The 16,041-nt window shown below is 35.1% G+C and carries 13 protein-coding genes; 11 read left to right on the top strand and 2 right to left on the bottom strand.

Annotation, left to right across the window (positions count from 1 at the left end; translation table 11 throughout):
* The first annotated feature begins 143 nt into the window (after window positions 1-143).
* The gene (locus FD33_RS05780; protein WP_025085693.1) at window positions 144-1,286 is read left to right on the top strand and encodes a trans-sulfuration enzyme family protein; all 1,143 of its coding nucleotides are present in this window, start codon (window positions 144-146) and stop codon (window positions 1,284-1,286) included.
* 138 nt (window positions 1,287-1,424) lie between these two features.
* Here the strand turns inward: FD33_RS05780 and FD33_RS05775 are convergent, their stop codons facing one another.
* Window positions 1,425-2,255 (bottom strand): hypothetical protein, encoded by an 831-nt coding sequence (locus FD33_RS05775; RefSeq protein ID WP_025085694.1) that lies wholly within the window; start codon window positions 2,253-2,255, stop codon window positions 1,425-1,427.
* Window positions 2,256-2,364: 109 nt separating this feature from the next.
* Complete coding sequence (gene rpmB / locus FD33_RS05770) at window positions 2,365-2,550, bottom strand: 50S ribosomal protein L28 (RefSeq protein ID WP_010019437.1); 186 nt, start codon at window positions 2,548-2,550, stop codon at window positions 2,365-2,367.
* A gap of 197 nt (window positions 2,551-2,747) precedes the next feature.
* Here rpmB and FD33_RS05765 point away from each other — a divergent pair, with 197 nt between their 5' ends.
* The 10 genes from FD33_RS05765 (at window position 2,748) to ffh (ending at window position 15,811) form a co-directional block, all read left to right on the top strand.
* Window positions 2,748-3,116: an Asp23/Gls24 family envelope stress response protein gene (locus tag FD33_RS05765; RefSeq protein ID WP_025085695.1), complete on the top strand. Its 369-nt coding sequence runs from the start codon at window positions 2,748-2,750 to the stop codon at window positions 3,114-3,116.
* Between the two features lie 25 nt (window positions 3,117-3,141).
* On the top strand, window positions 3,142-4,830 hold the full coding sequence (locus FD33_RS05760) for a DAK2 domain-containing protein (RefSeq protein ID WP_025085696.1): 1,689 nt from the start codon (window positions 3,142-3,144) through the stop codon (window positions 4,828-4,830).
* A 72-nt stretch (window positions 4,831-4,902) separates the two neighbouring features.
* The gene (gene recG / locus FD33_RS05755; RefSeq protein ID WP_056955834.1) at window positions 4,903-6,939 is read left to right on the top strand and encodes an ATP-dependent DNA helicase RecG; all 2,037 of its coding nucleotides are present in this window, start codon (window positions 4,903-4,905) and stop codon (window positions 6,937-6,939) included.
* A 12-nt stretch (window positions 6,940-6,951) separates the two neighbouring features.
* Entirely contained in the window at window positions 6,952-7,956 is a 1,005-nt protein-coding gene (gene plsX / locus FD33_RS05750) for a phosphate acyltransferase PlsX (protein ID WP_025085697.1), read from the top strand.
* Window positions 7,957-7,967: 11 nt separating this feature from the next.
* Window positions 7,968-8,210 (top strand): acyl carrier protein, encoded by a 243-nt coding sequence (gene acpP, locus FD33_RS05745; protein ID WP_025085698.1) that lies wholly within the window; start codon window positions 7,968-7,970, stop codon window positions 8,208-8,210.
* A gap of 85 nt (window positions 8,211-8,295) precedes the next feature.
* Window positions 8,296-8,985, top strand: a complete 690-nt coding sequence (rnc, locus tag FD33_RS05740; RefSeq protein WP_025085699.1) for a ribonuclease III — start codon at window positions 8,296-8,298, stop codon at window positions 8,983-8,985.
* A gap of 14 nt (window positions 8,986-8,999) precedes the next feature.
* Complete coding sequence (smc, locus tag FD33_RS05735; protein WP_056955833.1) at window positions 9,000-12,545, top strand: chromosome segregation protein SMC; 3,546 nt, start codon at window positions 9,000-9,002, stop codon at window positions 12,543-12,545.
* A 10-nt stretch (window positions 12,546-12,555) separates the two neighbouring features.
* Window positions 12,556-14,019 (top strand): signal recognition particle-docking protein FtsY, encoded by a 1,464-nt coding sequence (gene ftsY / locus FD33_RS05730; RefSeq protein ID WP_025085700.1) that lies wholly within the window; start codon window positions 12,556-12,558, stop codon window positions 14,017-14,019.
* 1 nt (window position 14,020) lies between these two features.
* Window positions 14,021-14,362 (top strand): YlxM family DNA-binding protein, encoded by a 342-nt coding sequence (gene ylxM, locus FD33_RS05725; RefSeq protein WP_025085701.1) that lies wholly within the window; start codon window positions 14,021-14,023, stop codon window positions 14,360-14,362.
* 12 nt (window positions 14,363-14,374) lie between these two features.
* Window positions 14,375-15,811 carry a signal recognition particle protein gene (gene ffh, locus FD33_RS05720; RefSeq protein ID WP_025085702.1) on the top strand — a complete coding sequence of 479 codons (1,437 nt, stop codon included), beginning with the start codon at window positions 14,375-14,377 and terminating at the stop codon, window positions 15,809-15,811.
* Window positions 15,812-16,041: the final 230 nt, after the last annotated feature.

Below are 16,041 nucleotides of genomic sequence, written 5' to 3'. Positions count from 1 at the left end.
CAAAAATAGAGTTGATGGCAAAATGCCTATCAACTCTATTTATCGTACAGCCTAATAAAAGTACTTATAGTTAAAAGATTTTATTAGAAGTGATACGATAGGGCTTGTTTTGCACTAACTAAATCAAATGTTGGAGGGGAATTATGACAGAATTTGATACTAAATTAGTTCATGGAACAACACAAAAAGATAATAATACAGGGGCCGTTAATGTACCTGTTTACAATTCATCGACTTATATTTATCCATCAGTTGATGCTAAAGTTAAATACGATTATGCCCGTTCTGGTAATCCAACTAGAAATTATTTGGAACAGCAAGTTGCAGAATTAGAAAATGGTTATCGAGGGTTCGCCTTTTCTTCAGGCTCAGCCGCTATTCATGCAGTTTTAGCAATTTTTAAACCAGGGGATCATTTAATTATTGGCAAAGAAATCTATGGCGGGACTTTTAGGATAATTAATGAATTTTTCAAGCGTTGGAATTTAGAATTTACTGCTGTTGACACTCAAAATCCTGAAGAAATTGAAGAAGCAATTAAATCAAATACTAAAGCAATTTATTTTGAAAGTTTTACCAATCCTTTATTACATGTAACAAGTGTTAAGAAGACAGCTGAAGTCGCTAAAAAACATCATCTTTTAACGATTGTCGATAATACTTTCTTATCGCCATATCTTCAAAGACCTTTGGATTTAGGAGCCGATATTGTAATTCATTCGGCCACTAAGTACTTGAGTGGACATTCAGACGTTATTGCCGGTATGGCTGTGGCCAAGGATGCAAAAATTGCTGAAAGAATTTATTTTAACCAGAATGCAATTGGTTCAACACTTTCGCCAGAAGATTCCAATTTAGTTCGTCGAGGAATTCAAACTTTGGCAGTCAGAATGGATCGCCATTTGAGTAATGCACAAAAAATTGTTGAATTTCTACAAGGTCGTTCAGAAATAGCTAAAATTTATTATCCAGGAATTGCTGGCAGTAAGGATCATGAAATAGCTCAAGCCGAAGCAGATGGTTTTGGTGGAATCGTTTCTTTTGAGTTAAAAGATGGCTTGGACTCTACCAAATTTGTTGAAGGAACTAAATTGATTCAATTGGCCGTTAGTTTAGGCGCTGTTGAAAGTTTGATTGAATTGCCATACAAGATGACACATGCTGAATTATCGCCTGAGGAGCAATTAAAAGCGGGTATCACACATCAATTAGTCAGATTGTCCGTTGGTATTGAGGATCCTAAGGATTTAATTGCAGATCTTGCCAATAGCTTGAATCAATTATAAAAAATATCGCTAAGTAATTGTTATAAAATTTAAATAATAAATAAGAACGGCTTCTATTAAGGGATTCAAGTAAAAATATATCTTGAATGCTTGATAGAGGCCGTTCTTTTGATTAAATGTTTTTTTAGTTATAGATATTTACTTATTTTTTTTAATATTTTGATGATCCTCATTAAATGGTTTTTGGTTATCAACTGAAACCTTAGAAGAATCATCGAATTTAAAATGTAATTGATCGGGCTCAGGATTAGTATTATTAACCTTAAAGTCGCCCTTAAAAATACGTAACTTTGGTTTATTGCTGGTAAAAACTAAATCTTGACCTTGAAATTTAGATCCGCTATGGACAGTCAAGTCGTTTTTATGAGGTACCTCATACGAAACCATGGTTAAGTTGCGAAAGTAAGTTTCTGAATGCTGACGTAATTTAAATTCATGAGTAACAATTGAATTTCTTAAATATGCTTTTGATTTTCTTTGAAACAAAAATTGAATCGAAGTATTATCAGCAAAGATTTGACTATTGTCGAGTGATAGACCAATTGCTTTTGTTTTCAAACCAGTTAAAATTTGTGAATTTTTGAATGAAAAAGTAGCATTTTGACCATAAACAGTATCCCAGTTGTCAGATGTTTCCCGATTTATACAGACATTATCTGCATAAACTTCCGCACCATCATAAGCTGATAAAGTATTTTCACCGTTAGCGGGAAAAGTGATGGTTAAATTTTTGAAAATAATAATATTTTTGGCACCAACGGTAAAACTACAATTTAATTTAATATTATCTTTATTAGAAGATTTACCGACAAAAGTTAAGTTTTGTCTGACTGTACAAATAAAGGGGCTCTCACTTGTAAAATAAGTACCAGGTTGCAATTCAATAATATCGCCATCCTTAGCATTTACAATAGCTTGAGCCAATTGATCATCTTTATTTTCTTGATCGCCAATGATAAATTTACTCATTTTAATAGGCCCCCTTTAGAAAGAAATTTTAGAAATTTATTATAATAGAGTAAAATAAAAAGGACCAACAATATAGATTGCTAGTCCTTTTTAAATAATTAAGTGATAATTATACACGAGTAACTTTTCCTGATTTCAATGCTCTAGCTGAAACCCATACACGTTTTGGCTTACCATCAACCATGATACGAACTTTTTGCAAGTTTGGCTTCCAAGAACGTTTTGATTGGTTAAGAGCGTGTGAACGTTTGTTACCGAACACTGTTTTACGGCCTGTAATAATATCTTTTGCCATGGGACCGACCTCCTTTGGCTACATGTTTTTCTTTAAAATATCACCTGACTAATTTACCATAACCAAGAAATGAAATCAATAGACTAATTGTGTAATAATAGAGTTTATTATAGTTTATTTCTTTAATTCGAAATGTTGCTATGATAAAATTTTAATGTTTATTATAGCTTAGGTCCAAAGAATAGGAGGATCCAGAAATGGCAGTTACAATAAAAACAAAACATGGTGAAATTGAAATTTCAACAAATACTGTTGCAACAATCGTTGGTGGAGCTGCTTCTGATATCTACGGTATTGTAGGTATGGCAAGCAAAAATCAATTGCGTGATGGTATGAACACAATCTTAAACCGTGAAGATTTTTCTAGAGGTATAGTTATTCATCAAGAAGATGGTAAACTGGCCGTTGATGTCTATATAATCGTTGGATATGGAATTAAGATATCCGAAGTAGCAAGAAATTTAAAAGAAAAAGTAAAATATAACCTAGAAACAATGCTAGGAACACCAGCCGGCACTGTTAACATCTATGTTCAAGGAATTAAAGTTCTGGATGATATTGAATAGGTAAAGCTGGTTGGAGGGGAAACTTTTGAGCAAAGAATTAATTACAAAAAAAGAATTTTCAGATATGGTGCGTGTCGCATCGCACAGACTTGAAAAAAATGCTAAGTTTGTAAATTCGTTGAATGTCTTTCCGGTTCCTGATGGCGATACCGGAACTAATATGAGTTTGACAATTCAGAGTGGTTTCAAAGCTGTTAATGAATCAGAGAGTGAGAATGTTGGTGTCCTTGGTAAAGCTCTTGCAAAGGGTCTTTTGATGGGAGCACGTGGTAATTCAGGTGTTATCACTTCACAAATTTTCCGTGGTTTTTCAAAGAGTATTGAAGATAAAGATTCTTTGACGGCTATGGATTTGGCTAAAGCTTTTGATGATGGTGTTAAAACGGCCTATAAAGCTGTTATGAAACCAGTTGAAGGAACAATCTTAACTGTGGCTAGATATGGTGCTGAGGCTGCTATGAAGAAGGTCGAAAGTACTAATGACACAATTGAAATTTTGCAAGCAGTTGTAGCAGGTGCCAAAGTTGGACTAGAGAAGACACCATCATTGCTTCCTGTACTGAAGGAAGTTGGCGTGGTTGACTCTGGTGGTCAAGGATTAGTTTTCATTTATGAGGGCTTCTTAGAAGGTCTCAGCGGTCAAGTAAGTAACGATGAAGAATATGTTCCTGATGAAAAAGATATGAGTGAAATGGTCAATGCTAGTCATCACCAATCAGCTCAAGGTCAATTCAATACAGATGATATCGAAAATGGTTACTGTACCGAGATGATGGTTGAATTAGGTGATAATCCTACATCCGATGAAAAGTTCGATAATGAAAGATTACGTAGCTATCTAGATACTATTGGTGACTCACTAATTTGTGTGTCTGATGATGAAGTAGTTAAAGTTCACGTTCACACTAATTATCCTTATAAAGTTTGGGAAGCTGGTCGCAAATACGGTTCCTTATCAAAAATTAAAATTGATAATATGAGACTTCAACATGAGACAATTGTTGAAGAAGATGAACCATTTGAAAATGCTGAAGCACCTAAGGAAGAAGCAAAACAACTTGATTATGCTGTTATTGCTGTTTCTTCAGGTGAAGGATTGGCTAAACTATTTGAAAGTTTGGGTGTAACTAATATTATTAGCGGTGGACAAACAATGAATCCATCAACCAATGATATTGTTGATGCAATTAATAAGTCCAATGCTAAACGTGCGCTTGTTTTGCCTAACAATGGAAATATTATTATGGCAGCCAAGCAAGCAGTTGATTTAGTGGATATTCCAGTGGCCATTGTTGCAACAAAGACGATTTCTCAAGGAATGACAGCAATGCTATCATTCAATCCAGAATCTGATTTGGAAGATAACAAAGAAAATATGGAAGACTCCTTAGATACCGTTAAGAGTGGACAAATTACTCAAGCTATCCGTGATACTGAAATTGATGGTCTAAAGATTACCAAAGGTCATTATATGGGAATTGTCGACGGCAAGATTTTAGTTGATGATGCTGATATTATTGCTGGTACTGAAAAAATGCTCGACAAGATGATTGATGAAGACAGTGAAGTAATTACTATCTTGGTTGGTAAAGATGGTAATACTGAAGATGCTCAAAAGGTTGCTGATTACTTGGATGACAAGTACGCCGATCTCGAAACAGAGATCCATCAAGGTGATCAACCAGTTTATCCATATTTGATTTCGGTTGAATAAAAATAAAGGAGGCAATGATGAAACGTTTGTTTTGTCATGCCTCTTTTAATTCTGTTGGAGAAAGGGGAATTTATGGATCTTAGAAAAGTATCATTGGCAACATTGCCAGGCGTAGGTCCTAAACGCTTAGAATCTTTACAATCGTTAGGAATCGAAAATGTCTATGATTTGTTGTTTTATTTTCCTTTTCGATATGAAGATATGGAAGCTAAGTCGTTAGATGAGGCCACTGATCAAGAAAAGATTCTTTTAAAAGGTGTCGTTGCTAGTGATCCTGTTGTTTTTCGTTTTGGCTACAAAAAGAATCGCTTGAATGTGCGACTCTTGGTCGAAAATGAATCGATCATGGTAACTTTCTTTAATCAGCCATGGTTAAAAGATAAATTTGAGACTGGTAGTGATGTAGCGGTTTATGGTAAATGGAATCAAAATCGACGTGCTTTGACCGGTGTTAAAGTAATTGATGTAAATAATGACGATTCGATTGATTCGGTTTATTCAGTAAATAAAAATATTCATCAAAAAACACTAATTAATTTGATAAAGTTAGCTTTTGAAAAATATCATGATCAAATTGATACAGTAGTGCCAGACTTCTTGCGAGAAAAGTATAAACTTTTGGATGATGAACAGATTGTAGCCGGGGTTCACTTTCCTAAAGATGCAGAACAGAGTGATGAAGCCAGACGTAGTGCAAAATTCCGTGAGTTTTTCTTATTCCAGTGTGGATTGCAGAGTATAAAATTAAATGACAACCAAGGGAATGTCGGAATAATCGAAGGTTACGATAAGACATTCATTGAAAAATTTATTCAAGGTTTGCCATTTACTTTAACGCCAGCACAGGATCGAGTTGTTAAAGAAATATTGAGTGATATGGATTCAGATCATCACATGAATCGTCTTTTGCAAGGGGATGTTGGATCTGGAAAAACAATTGTTTCAGTTATTGCCATGTTGGCCTCAGTGACTGCAGGATATCAAGCGGCAATCATGGTCCCAACAGAGATTTTGGCCCAACAGCATTTTGATAAGATAAGTAAATTATTGGCACCTTTAAAAATTAGAACGGCTCTGTTGACGGGCTCACAAACAAAAAAGGAACATGATTTTATTACTAGTGATATTGCTGATGGCAAAACAAATATTATCGTGGGAACCCATGCTTTAATCCAAGAGGGCGTCAACTATAAGAATTTAGGTTTGATTGTGATTGATGAGCAGCACCGTTTTGGTGTTAACCAACGAAAAGCTATGCGTCAGAAGGGTGAAAATCCGGATGTTTTGGCGATGACAGCTACTCCAATACCAAGGACTCTGGCAATTACCACTTATGGTGACATGGATGTTTCACGAATCGATCAATTACCTGCTGGACGTAAAAAAATTGAAACTTATTGGATTAGAAGTCAAAAGATTGAACAAATGTATCAGTTTGTTGACAAAGAATTGTCCACAGGCGCTCAAGTGTATGTAGTCACGCCATTGATTTCTGAATCAGAGAAGATGGACTTGAAAAATGCGGAATTGATTTATGATAAATTTACGGAGCTCTTCGGTAAGAAATATAAGATAGGATTGTTACATGGGCAAATGCCTAATGATCAAAAAGAAACAGTTATGAATGATTTTAGTGATAAAAAGATTGATGTTCTGGTTTCTACAACGGTTATTGAAGTCGGAGTCGATGTGCCAAATGCTTCGGTAATGGTTATTTATGACGCAAACCGTTTTGGTTTGTCACAGCTACATCAACTTCGTGGACGTGTTGGTCGTGGAGAAAAACAATCTTATTGCATTTTGATTGCGGATCCTAAAAATGAAACAGCTTTAGAGCGGATGAAAATCTTAACGTCCACTAATGATGGTTTTGTTCTAGCTGAAGAGGATTTGAAAATGCGTGGTGCAGGTGATATGTTAGGTAATCGTCAATCGGGTTTACCGGAATTTAAAGTTGGTAATCCTGTCAATGACATCAATATTCTTGAAGTGGCTCAAGAAGAAGCAACACGTCTCTTTGAAGATAAAAAAATGATGAACAGTCCGGAAACAAAAGTTTTAAAATCATTTATAAATGATGAATTTGACCAATTAAATAATTTTGATTAGTGAGGAAACAAAATGAAAATAGCTGTAGATGCAATGGGTGGGGACAATGCTCCTCAAGTAATTGTTGAAGGTATTGAACAAGCACGAGACGAATGGGATAATCTGGAGTTCGTTTTATATGGCGATCAAGAAAAAATCAAAAAGTATTTGAAAAATGATACAAGAATCTCTATCGTTCATACGGATGAAGAAATTTTAGGAACTGATGAACCAGTCAGAGCCATTCGTTCTAAAAAGAACGCATCAATGGTTTTGGCTGCTAAATCAGTAAAAGATGGTGAAAATGATGCTCTCTTTTCACTTGGAAATACTGGAGCATTATTAGCAGCTGGAATCTTTATCGTTGGTAGGATTAAACAAGTGGATCGTCCAGCTTTGATGCCAACTTTACCGGTAACTAATTCTTCTTTAGGTGTTAATATTCTTGACGTTGGTGCCAATGCCGAAGCTAAACCTAGTTATTTACAACAGTGGGCTGTAATGGGTTCAATTTATGCTCGTGATGTTAAGAAAATTGATAAACCACGTATTGCTTTGTTAAATAATGGTACAGAATACGATAAGGGTGATACGCTACATAAAGATGCCTATCAATTATTGAAAAATACTGAGGGCATCAATTTTATTGGTAATGTTGAATCAAATAATATTTTAGCTGGTGTGGCTGATGTTATCGTTACAGATGGCTTCACTGGAAATGCAGCTTTGAAGGCAACCGAAGGAACTGCGACAATTCTTTTAAGTGAGTTGAAAGATGCCTTGCTAAACAACGGTATTTTTACTAAAATGGGTGCAGCTATCGTTTCACCATCATTAAAGGGGTTAAAAAAGATGTTTGATACATCTCAAGCCGGTGGTGCTGTTTTACTCGGACTGAAGTCACCAGTAATTAAAGCACACGGTGCCGCAGACGCTAAGACAGTCTTTTATACAGTTAAGCAAATTAATGATATGCTACAGAATGATACAATTAATAAAGCAAATAAGTATTTTGAAAAAATGAGTACGGAAAAATAAGGAGAAACTCCATGACAGAGCAAGAAGTTTTTGACAAAATCGTTTCATTAATCACTGATAAGTTTGAAGTTGAACCATCAACAATTACTAAAGAAACATCATTCACTAAAGATCTTGATGCTGATTCAATTGACCTTGTTGAATTTGTGCTTGAACTAGAAGATGCTTTCGGTTCAGAAATTCCAGATGACGACGCTGAAAAGATTACAACAGTCGGTGAAGCAGTTACTTATATTTCTTCACATCAAAAATAAGGCCGCGTGGTCTTATTTTTTTATCCGGATAATTATTTATGATAAAAGTTTAGTATAATTAATGTTATTGGAAAGGGGACACGTTATGTTAGATCCGAAATTCTTAGAATTTTTAGATGAAAGATACGGAATTAAGTTTAACGATAAAAAGCTCGTTGAAAGAGCTATGACACATTCGTCATTTGATAATGAACACAAGGAATTAGGTATTGGTGATTATGAACGTTTGGAATTCTTGGGTGATGCCGTTCTAGAAATCAATATTTCTCGTTATTTATTCAAAAAATATCCTGAATTACCTGAAGGTAAGTTAACAAGATTAAGATCCGACATTGTCAGAACTGATAGTTTTGCTCGTTTTGCTAAAGAAATTAATATTGATAAATACCTTTTGATTGGTAAAGGTGAAGAAAAACAAGGTGCACGTCAAAGACATACATTGTTGGAGGATATTTTTGAGGCTTTCAATGGTGCCTTGTACTTGGATCAAGGTAATGAAGTTGTAAATGAATTTTTAAAGAAGGTTGTTTATCCACATATCGATTCAGGTGAATTTTCTGAAGATACAGACTTTAAAACTCACTTGCAAGAGAAGTTACAACAATCTGGTGAAGTAGAAATTGATTATAAAGTGATCGATGAAGAAGGTCCTGATCACGATAAGAAGTTCAAAGTAGAATTAATTGCTAATGGTAAAATCTTGTCCAAGGGTCTTGGATACAGTAAGAAGCACGCCGAACAAATGGCAGCCAAAAGAGCATTAGAGGAATTATAGTAGGAGTTTAGTTTATGCCATTAAAATCGTTAACGATCAATGGGTTTAAATCTTTTGCTGACAAGACAAAGATTGACTTTACAAGTGGAATCACTGGTATCGTCGGACCCAACGGGAGTGGAAAATCAAATATCACAGAAGCCATTCGTTGGGTAATGGGTGAACAATCAGCAAAGAGCCTGCGTGGAGACAAAATGGTCGATGTGATTTTTGCTGGTAGTGCAACACGTCCTCAAATGAATCGGGCGGAAGTTGTTTTAGAGTTTGATAATCGTAATCATGAATTGAAATCGTCACAAGATGAGATTGTTATTTGTCGTCGTCTATTTAGAAATGGTGACACTGAATTTTTAATTAATAATAAGCAGTGTCGCTTACGTGACATTACAGAATTATTTATGGATTCAGGGATGGGAAAACAATCATTTTCTATTATTTCCCAGGGACGTGTTGAAGCAATTTTCAATAGTAAGCCGGTTGAAAGAAGAAGTATTATCGAAGAATCAGCAGGAGTTTCTTTGTTTAAACAGAAGAAGCAACAGGCTGAAAATAAAATGTCTGAAACTACAGATAACTTACATCGTGTTTCAGATATTGTCTCTGAATTATCTAAGCAAGTGGAACCCTTGAAAGAGCAAGCTAGTATTGCTCGCGATTATCAAGAACAAAAGAGTAAATATGATAGCATTTATCAAAAAATCTTAACTATCGAAATTAGAAATTTATCAGCTCAAAAGCATCAAATTGATAAAGAATTGCGTGAAGTTAAGCTGAGTGCTCAGAATATTGCTAGAGAAGTCAAAGTTGCTAATAAACAGGTCGAAGACAACAACGCTGCTATCAATGATTTGACACAAAAAATCGATGAGAATCAGACTAAATTAGTTGAGAATACCCGCACACTTGAAGTTTATAACGGTAAAGTAGCTGTAGCGGATGAACGTAGTGGTTTCAATTCAACTAATCAGCTTTCTTTAAAGAAACAGTTAGATGATTTAAAGAAACAAAAAGAAATCAATGAAAAAAAATTGGCTAATTCTAATCAAAAATTGGCCGATTGTGAAGCACAGATTGCTGATTTTCAGAAGCAATTGAAAGATGTTCAACAATTAAAACAAAAGACTCCAGCTGATATTGAAAAAAATATTAGTGACCTTCGTGATCAATATGTCGATTTATTGCAGAAACAAGTTTCTAACAATAATGAACAGAACTTTTCACAGAAGCAATTGGATCGAATTCAAGCTCAAATCAATGATCAAAAGCAACAAATTCAATCAATTAATAGTGATTTGGCTGAATCAAAAGAGAAACACCAAAAAATTGAAACAAAGGTTAAAACTTTAGTTACCGATAATAAATCTTTGATTGAACATGATCAGAATCTAGCTAAAGAAATCGATCAAATAACTGAGACCGGAAAACAAGAGAATCGTAATTACTTGAATGTCTTGGAAGGTCTTCAAGAAATTAAAGCACGTAAAAAAGTTCTAGAAAATATGGAACAAGAACATGCCGGTTTCTTTGAAGGCGCTAAAAATGTCTTGAATAATCAGTCCAAATTGACTGGGATTGTTGGCGCTATTGCTGAATTAATTTCAGTACCTAAAGAGTATCAATTAGCGGTTGAGACAGTCGTAAGTAATCAATTACAATCAATTGTTACTGAAGATGAGGCTTCCGCTAAACAGGCTATTGCATTTTTACGTCAAAGTCGTGGTGGTCGAGCTACTTTCTTGCCTCTAAACATCATCAAACCACGTAGTATTTATGCTAATGACTTGAACAAAGCCCAAGCAATCGCAGGTTTTGTTGGAGTCGCTAGTGACTTGATCGAATATGATGGTAAGGTTGAAAATATTGTAAAAAATATTTTAGGTAATTTATTAGTTTCCGAGAATATTGACGCTGCTACTAGAATTTCGGCCGCAGTAGGCCGTAAATATCGTGTCGTGACTTTGGACGGTAATGTGGTCAATGCTGGTGGTTCTTTAACTGGTGGACAACAAAGAAGAGTCAATTCTAATATTTTGACAAGAAAAGATGATTTAACTGCTTTGACAAAAGAGTTATCTAAGAAGGAAATTCTACTTGATCAAAAGCAAAAGATTGTTCAGGATTTACGTCAAAAATTAATGGGATTGAATGCTGAAAAGAAGACGGCTGATGAAAAATTAGCCAGCTTTAATCAGGAAAAGAATCAATTAGAGAATTCAATATCAACTTATCAAAATGAAGAGAAACATTTTAAAGAACGTTTGGATGTTGTAGAATACAGTCTCTCTAAGAATCAGACGGAAGAATCAGATCTGAAATCTGACTTGGAAAAACAAATACAATTGGCTAATGATATCAAGGATAAGATTGCTCAAGTTCAAGATGAGATTAAGCAAAAAGAACAAATCCTGGCCGATTTTGATAATGAATTAAGTTCAATTAACGAAAATGAACAAAATTTGCAGACTAAATTAGCAGTTGTTCAGAGTAAACATGAAAATGAACTGGCTCAGAATAATGATTTGAAGGAAAGTACAGTTAGTCTTGCTCGACAAGTAACAGAAGTTGAGGAACGATTGAAAGACTTGAATTCTGAGAAGGATAAATTACAATTAAGCAATTCAGAAGTAAAAGAAAAAATTAATCAATTGAAACGAACAATTACAAAACTTCAAGACAATGCTACCGATTTGAAGGGGAAACGTCAGAAGCAACAAGAATTATCTACTCAATTGAATGCGAAAGCTCAACGTAATTTTGATCTACAAAAGAATGCCTCTGATCAACAGGAGACATTGGCTATTAAGAATACAAAGCTTTCTAATGAAATTGATAGTCGTTTAGATATTTTGTCGCAGGATTATCAATTGACTTATGAGGCTTCATTAGTTGAATTGAATAAGGGCGACTATGATTCCGAGCAACTACAAAAAGAGGCTCGTTTGCTTAAAATGGGAATCGATGAGTTAGGAACTGTTAATTTATCGGCCATTGCTGAATATGATAAAGTAAAAGATAGATATGAATTTTTAACACAACAACAAAATGATTTGTTAAAAGCTCGAGCACAATTATTAGACACAATGTCGGAAATGGATAAGGAAGTAACGACTAGATTTAAAAAGACATTTGATGAAGTTGCAGATGCCTTTGAAGAAATTTTCCCAGAGATGTTTGCTGGTGGTCGTGCCAAATTAGTACTAACCGAACCTGATAATCTTTTGGAAACAGGAATTGAAATTATTGCTCAACCACCAGGGAAGAAATTTCAACGTTTGAGTTTGTTATCTGGTGGTGAAAAAGCGTTAACGGCTATTACATTGTTGTTTGCCATTATCAAAGTGAAACCAGTACCATTCTGTATTTTAGATGAGGTTGAAGCTTCACTTGATGATGCTAATGTTTATCGTTTTGCTAATTATTTGAATCAATATGATGACAATACGGAATTTATTGTGATTACTCACCGTAAGGGAACCATGATGAATGTTAACCGTTTGTATGGAGTAACCATGGAAGAATCTGGTGTATCACGTATGTTGTCCGTCGAAGTCAAAAAATAAGGAGTTAATTATGGGATTATTTGATCGTATTAAAAAAGCCTTCACTGGAAAAGATGATTCTAAAGATGAAAAATTAGAAGAAAAAGTTCCTGAAGCTGAAAAAGAACCTGACCAAAATGTTGAATCCGGCAAAACTTCTGATGATTCCGATAAAACAGAGGAAACACCTAAGGAAACTAAAGAATCAACTCCAGAGGTTAAAACAGAACTGGATTTGGAATCAGAACCTAAATCAGAACCAGAGCTAGAAACAAAGGAAGTTGAAAAAGAACCAGAAGAAGTTCAACCTAAGCAGGTAGAACCTCAGATTGAAACATCAGAGATTAAAGAACCAGTGGAGTCTAAGGAGTCTGAACCAGAAGAGACACAAACAGAGACAACAACTACTTCTGAAGATGTTGAGGTCGAAAAGGAAACAACATCTGAAAATATTAAAGTAAACGAAGAAGTTAAATCCGAAGAGTTAGAAGAGTCAGAGGAAGCTGAATCAGAAACTGAAAAAGAACCTGAGGAAGAAGCCAAAGACGATGTTAAAGAATACGATGAAGGATTGAAAAAAAGTCGTAACTCTTTCAGTGCTCGTTTTAATCGTTTCCTGGCTAATTTTAGAAGTGTCGACGAAGACTTCTTCGATGATTTGGAAGAGTTATTGATTGAATCGGATGTTGGTTATGAAACAGCTATGCGTATTTCCGACGAATTACGTGAAGAAGTAAAACTTGAAAATGCTAAAAAACGTTCCGATGTTTCTAACGTTATCGTTAAAAAATTGGTCGATATGTATGGTGAAGAAGGTAAGGATGAAGATAATACTCTGAAATTTAGTACTGATAAGACACCAACAGTCTTTTTGTTTGTTGGTGTTAATGGTGCCGGCAAGACAACAACAATCGGTAAACTAGCACACAGATATCAGCAAGAAGGTAAAAAAGTTTTACTTGCCGCAGGTGATACATTTAGAGCTGGTGCGATTGAACAACTTCAAGAATGGGGTAAACGTGTTAATGTTCCTGTTCAAGCAAGTAAAGCACACACTGATCCAGCTTCAGTTGTGTATGATGCTGTTCAAAGAGCAGTAGACGAAGATTTCGATATTTTATTAGTTGATACAGCTGGACGTTTACAGAATAAAGAGGGTTTGATGCGTGAATTGGAAAAGATCAAACGTGTTATTACTCGTGAATTGCCTGATGCACCACAAGAAGTATTATTAGTATTGGATGGTTCAACTGGTCAAAATGCCTTAAGTCAAGCTAAGCAATTTAATGAAACAACTGCTGTTTCAGGTATTGTGTTGACAAAACTTGATGGTAGTTCCCAAGGTGGAATTGTTTTAGCTATTCGTAATGAACTACATATCCCTGTGAAGTTAGTTGGTTTGGGAGAACAAATGAATGATTTGCGTGATTTTGATCCCGAGAAGTTCATTTATGGACTGTTTAAGGAACTAATTGTTGGAGCTTCAAATAAATAAAATGAAGATAGATGAAACCACACGCGTGAATCTGTTGTATAATTTTTATCATTCTTTATTAACTAAGAAACAGAGTCGTTATATTGAGCTTTATTATGTTGAAGACTTTTCACTTAGTGAAATTTCTGAACAGTTAAAAGTTTCACGACAAGCGGTTTTGGATAATTTGCATCGTACTGTTAATTCATTGGAGTCTTTTGAACAAGAATTAGGATTAATTAAAAAGACAACTGAAATTGATGATATTGCCGATACTTTGCAAACCTTAGTCGAAAAAAAATATTCCAACGATAAAGAACTTTTAGATTTAGTACAGAGAATTTTAAAAATAAATGAAAATTAATAGGAGAAGAATATGGCTTTTGAAGGATTAAGCGAACGTCTACAAAAAGTTTTTTCTACCTTAAAGGGTAAGGGAAAACTTTCTGATGAAGATATTCGTAAAGTAATGCGTGAAGTACGTATGGCTTTACTTGAGGCCGATGTTAACTTTGATGTTGTTAAGAGCTTCGTTAAGACAGTTAGAGAACGTGCTTTAGGTGCCGAAGTAATGGATAGTTTGACACCATCGCAACAAGTTATCAAAATTGTTGATAAAGAGTTAACTAAGTTAATGGGACAAGAAGCTGTTCCATTAAACAAATCAGCTCATATACCAACAATTATCATGATGGTTGGTTTGCAAGGTGCTGGTAAAACTACAACAGCTGGTAAATTAGCTAATTATCTTAAAAATGATAAAAAAGCTCGTCCAATCTTTATTGCTGGGGATGTTTATCGTCCAGCCGCTGTTGAACAGTTAAAGACTATTGGACAACAATTAGATGTACCCGTATACGATGAAGGAACAGAGCATGATCCTGTTGACATCGTTCGTAATGGGTTAAAAGTTGCTGACGAAAATAAAAATGATTATGTAATTATTGATACGGCCGGACGTTTGGAAATTGATGAGCAATTGATGGAAGAATTAACGCGTATCAAGGAGTTAGCTCATCCAGATGAAATCTTGTTTGTCGCTGATTCCATGACTGGTCAAGTAGCTGCTAAAGTAGCTGCTGGATTTGATGAACAATTGGATATCACCGGTGTTGTTTTAACTAAGTTAGATGGTGATACCCGTGGTGGTGCAGCACTTTCAATTCGTTCCGTTACTGGTAAACCAATTAAGTTTATTGGACAAGGTGAAAAACTAGATCAATTAGATGTTTTCCATCCGGATCGTATGGCCAACCGTATCCTTGGTATGGGTGATATGTTGACCTTGATTGAGAAAGCTCAATCAGATTATGATGAAAAACAAGCTAAAGAAGTAGCCGAAAAGATTCGAGAGAATAGTTTTGACTTTAATGACTTTATTGATCAAATGGATCAAATTCAAAAAATGGGTCCTTTGGATGAAATCATGAAGATGATCCCAGGTATGGCTAATAATCCAGCTTTAGCTAATATCAATATTGGTGAAAAGGATATTGCTCATTTAAAGGCAATTGTTTACTCTATGACACCAAAAGAACGTGAAGATCCTGATTTGTTAAATCCTTCAAGAAGAAGAAGAATTGCCAAGGGTTCAGGACAAAGTATTCAAAATGTTAACCGTATGATCAAACAATTCAAACAATCACGAGACATGATGAATAAGATGAGTAAAGGTAACATGGCTGGAATGGACCAACTTATGGGCAACGGTATGCAAGGACGTCTTGGTAAGATGGCAATGCATTCAATGGTCCGTAAGAGTAAGAAACGTAAGAAGAAACGCTTAAAGAAGATTAAACGATTCAAATCATAGAGTGCAGTAGAGAGCGGTCAGCCCACGAGGATCCGCCTAAGTATTGAAATTGCCCGCGTACCGTGTGGGTGATTCCAATACTGTAGCAAACCGCCCCTACGCAGCTCATTTCAAATAGAGAGCATAGTAAGCCCGTTTCCACTATTCAACATTGAACATTGGTTATTAAAAAATAAGGGCTCTTTGTCAAATCGTATTGATGAATAGTTTTTGTATAGAAGGCAACCTCA

The sequence above is a fragment of the Companilactobacillus paralimentarius DSM 13238 = JCM 10415 genome (assembly GCF_001434985.1).
Lineage (GTDB): Bacteria > Bacillota > Bacilli > Lactobacillales > Lactobacillaceae > Companilactobacillus > Companilactobacillus paralimentarius.
Note: the sequence above shows the minus strand (reverse complement) of the source record. Positions and strands in the feature narration are given on the sequence as shown.

Excerpts from the sequence above, each read along its gene's own strand:
- FD33_RS05780 (WP_025085693.1), top strand. The coding sequence starts at position 144 with ATGACAGAATTTGATACTAAATTAGTTCATGGAACAACACAAAAAGAT.
- FD33_RS05775 (WP_025085694.1), bottom strand. The coding sequence starts at position 2,255 with ATGAGTAAATTTATCATTGGCGATCAAGAAAATAAAGATGATCAATTG.
- rpmB (WP_010019437.1), bottom strand. The coding sequence starts at position 2,550 with ATGGCAAAAGATATTATTACAGGCCGTAAAACAGTGTTCGGTAACAAA.
- FD33_RS05765 (WP_025085695.1), top strand. The coding sequence starts at position 2,748 with ATGGCAGTTACAATAAAAACAAAACATGGTGAAATTGAAATTTCAACA.
- recG (WP_056955834.1), top strand. The coding sequence starts at position 4,903 with ATGGATCTTAGAAAAGTATCATTGGCAACATTGCCAGGCGTAGGTCCT.
- plsX (WP_025085697.1), top strand. The coding sequence starts at position 6,952 with ATGAAAATAGCTGTAGATGCAATGGGTGGGGACAATGCTCCTCAAGTA.
- acpP (WP_025085698.1), top strand. The coding sequence starts at position 7,968 with ATGACAGAGCAAGAAGTTTTTGACAAAATCGTTTCATTAATCACTGAT.
- rnc (WP_025085699.1), top strand. The coding sequence starts at position 8,296 with ATGTTAGATCCGAAATTCTTAGAATTTTTAGATGAAAGATACGGAATT.
- smc (WP_056955833.1), top strand. The coding sequence starts at position 9,000 with ATGCCATTAAAATCGTTAACGATCAATGGGTTTAAATCTTTTGCTGAC.
- ftsY (WP_025085700.1), top strand. The coding sequence starts at position 12,556 with ATGGGATTATTTGATCGTATTAAAAAAGCCTTCACTGGAAAAGATGAT.
- ylxM (WP_025085701.1), top strand. The coding sequence starts at position 14,021 with ATGAAGATAGATGAAACCACACGCGTGAATCTGTTGTATAATTTTTAT.
- ffh (WP_025085702.1), top strand. The coding sequence starts at position 14,375 with ATGGCTTTTGAAGGATTAAGCGAACGTCTACAAAAAGTTTTTTCTACC.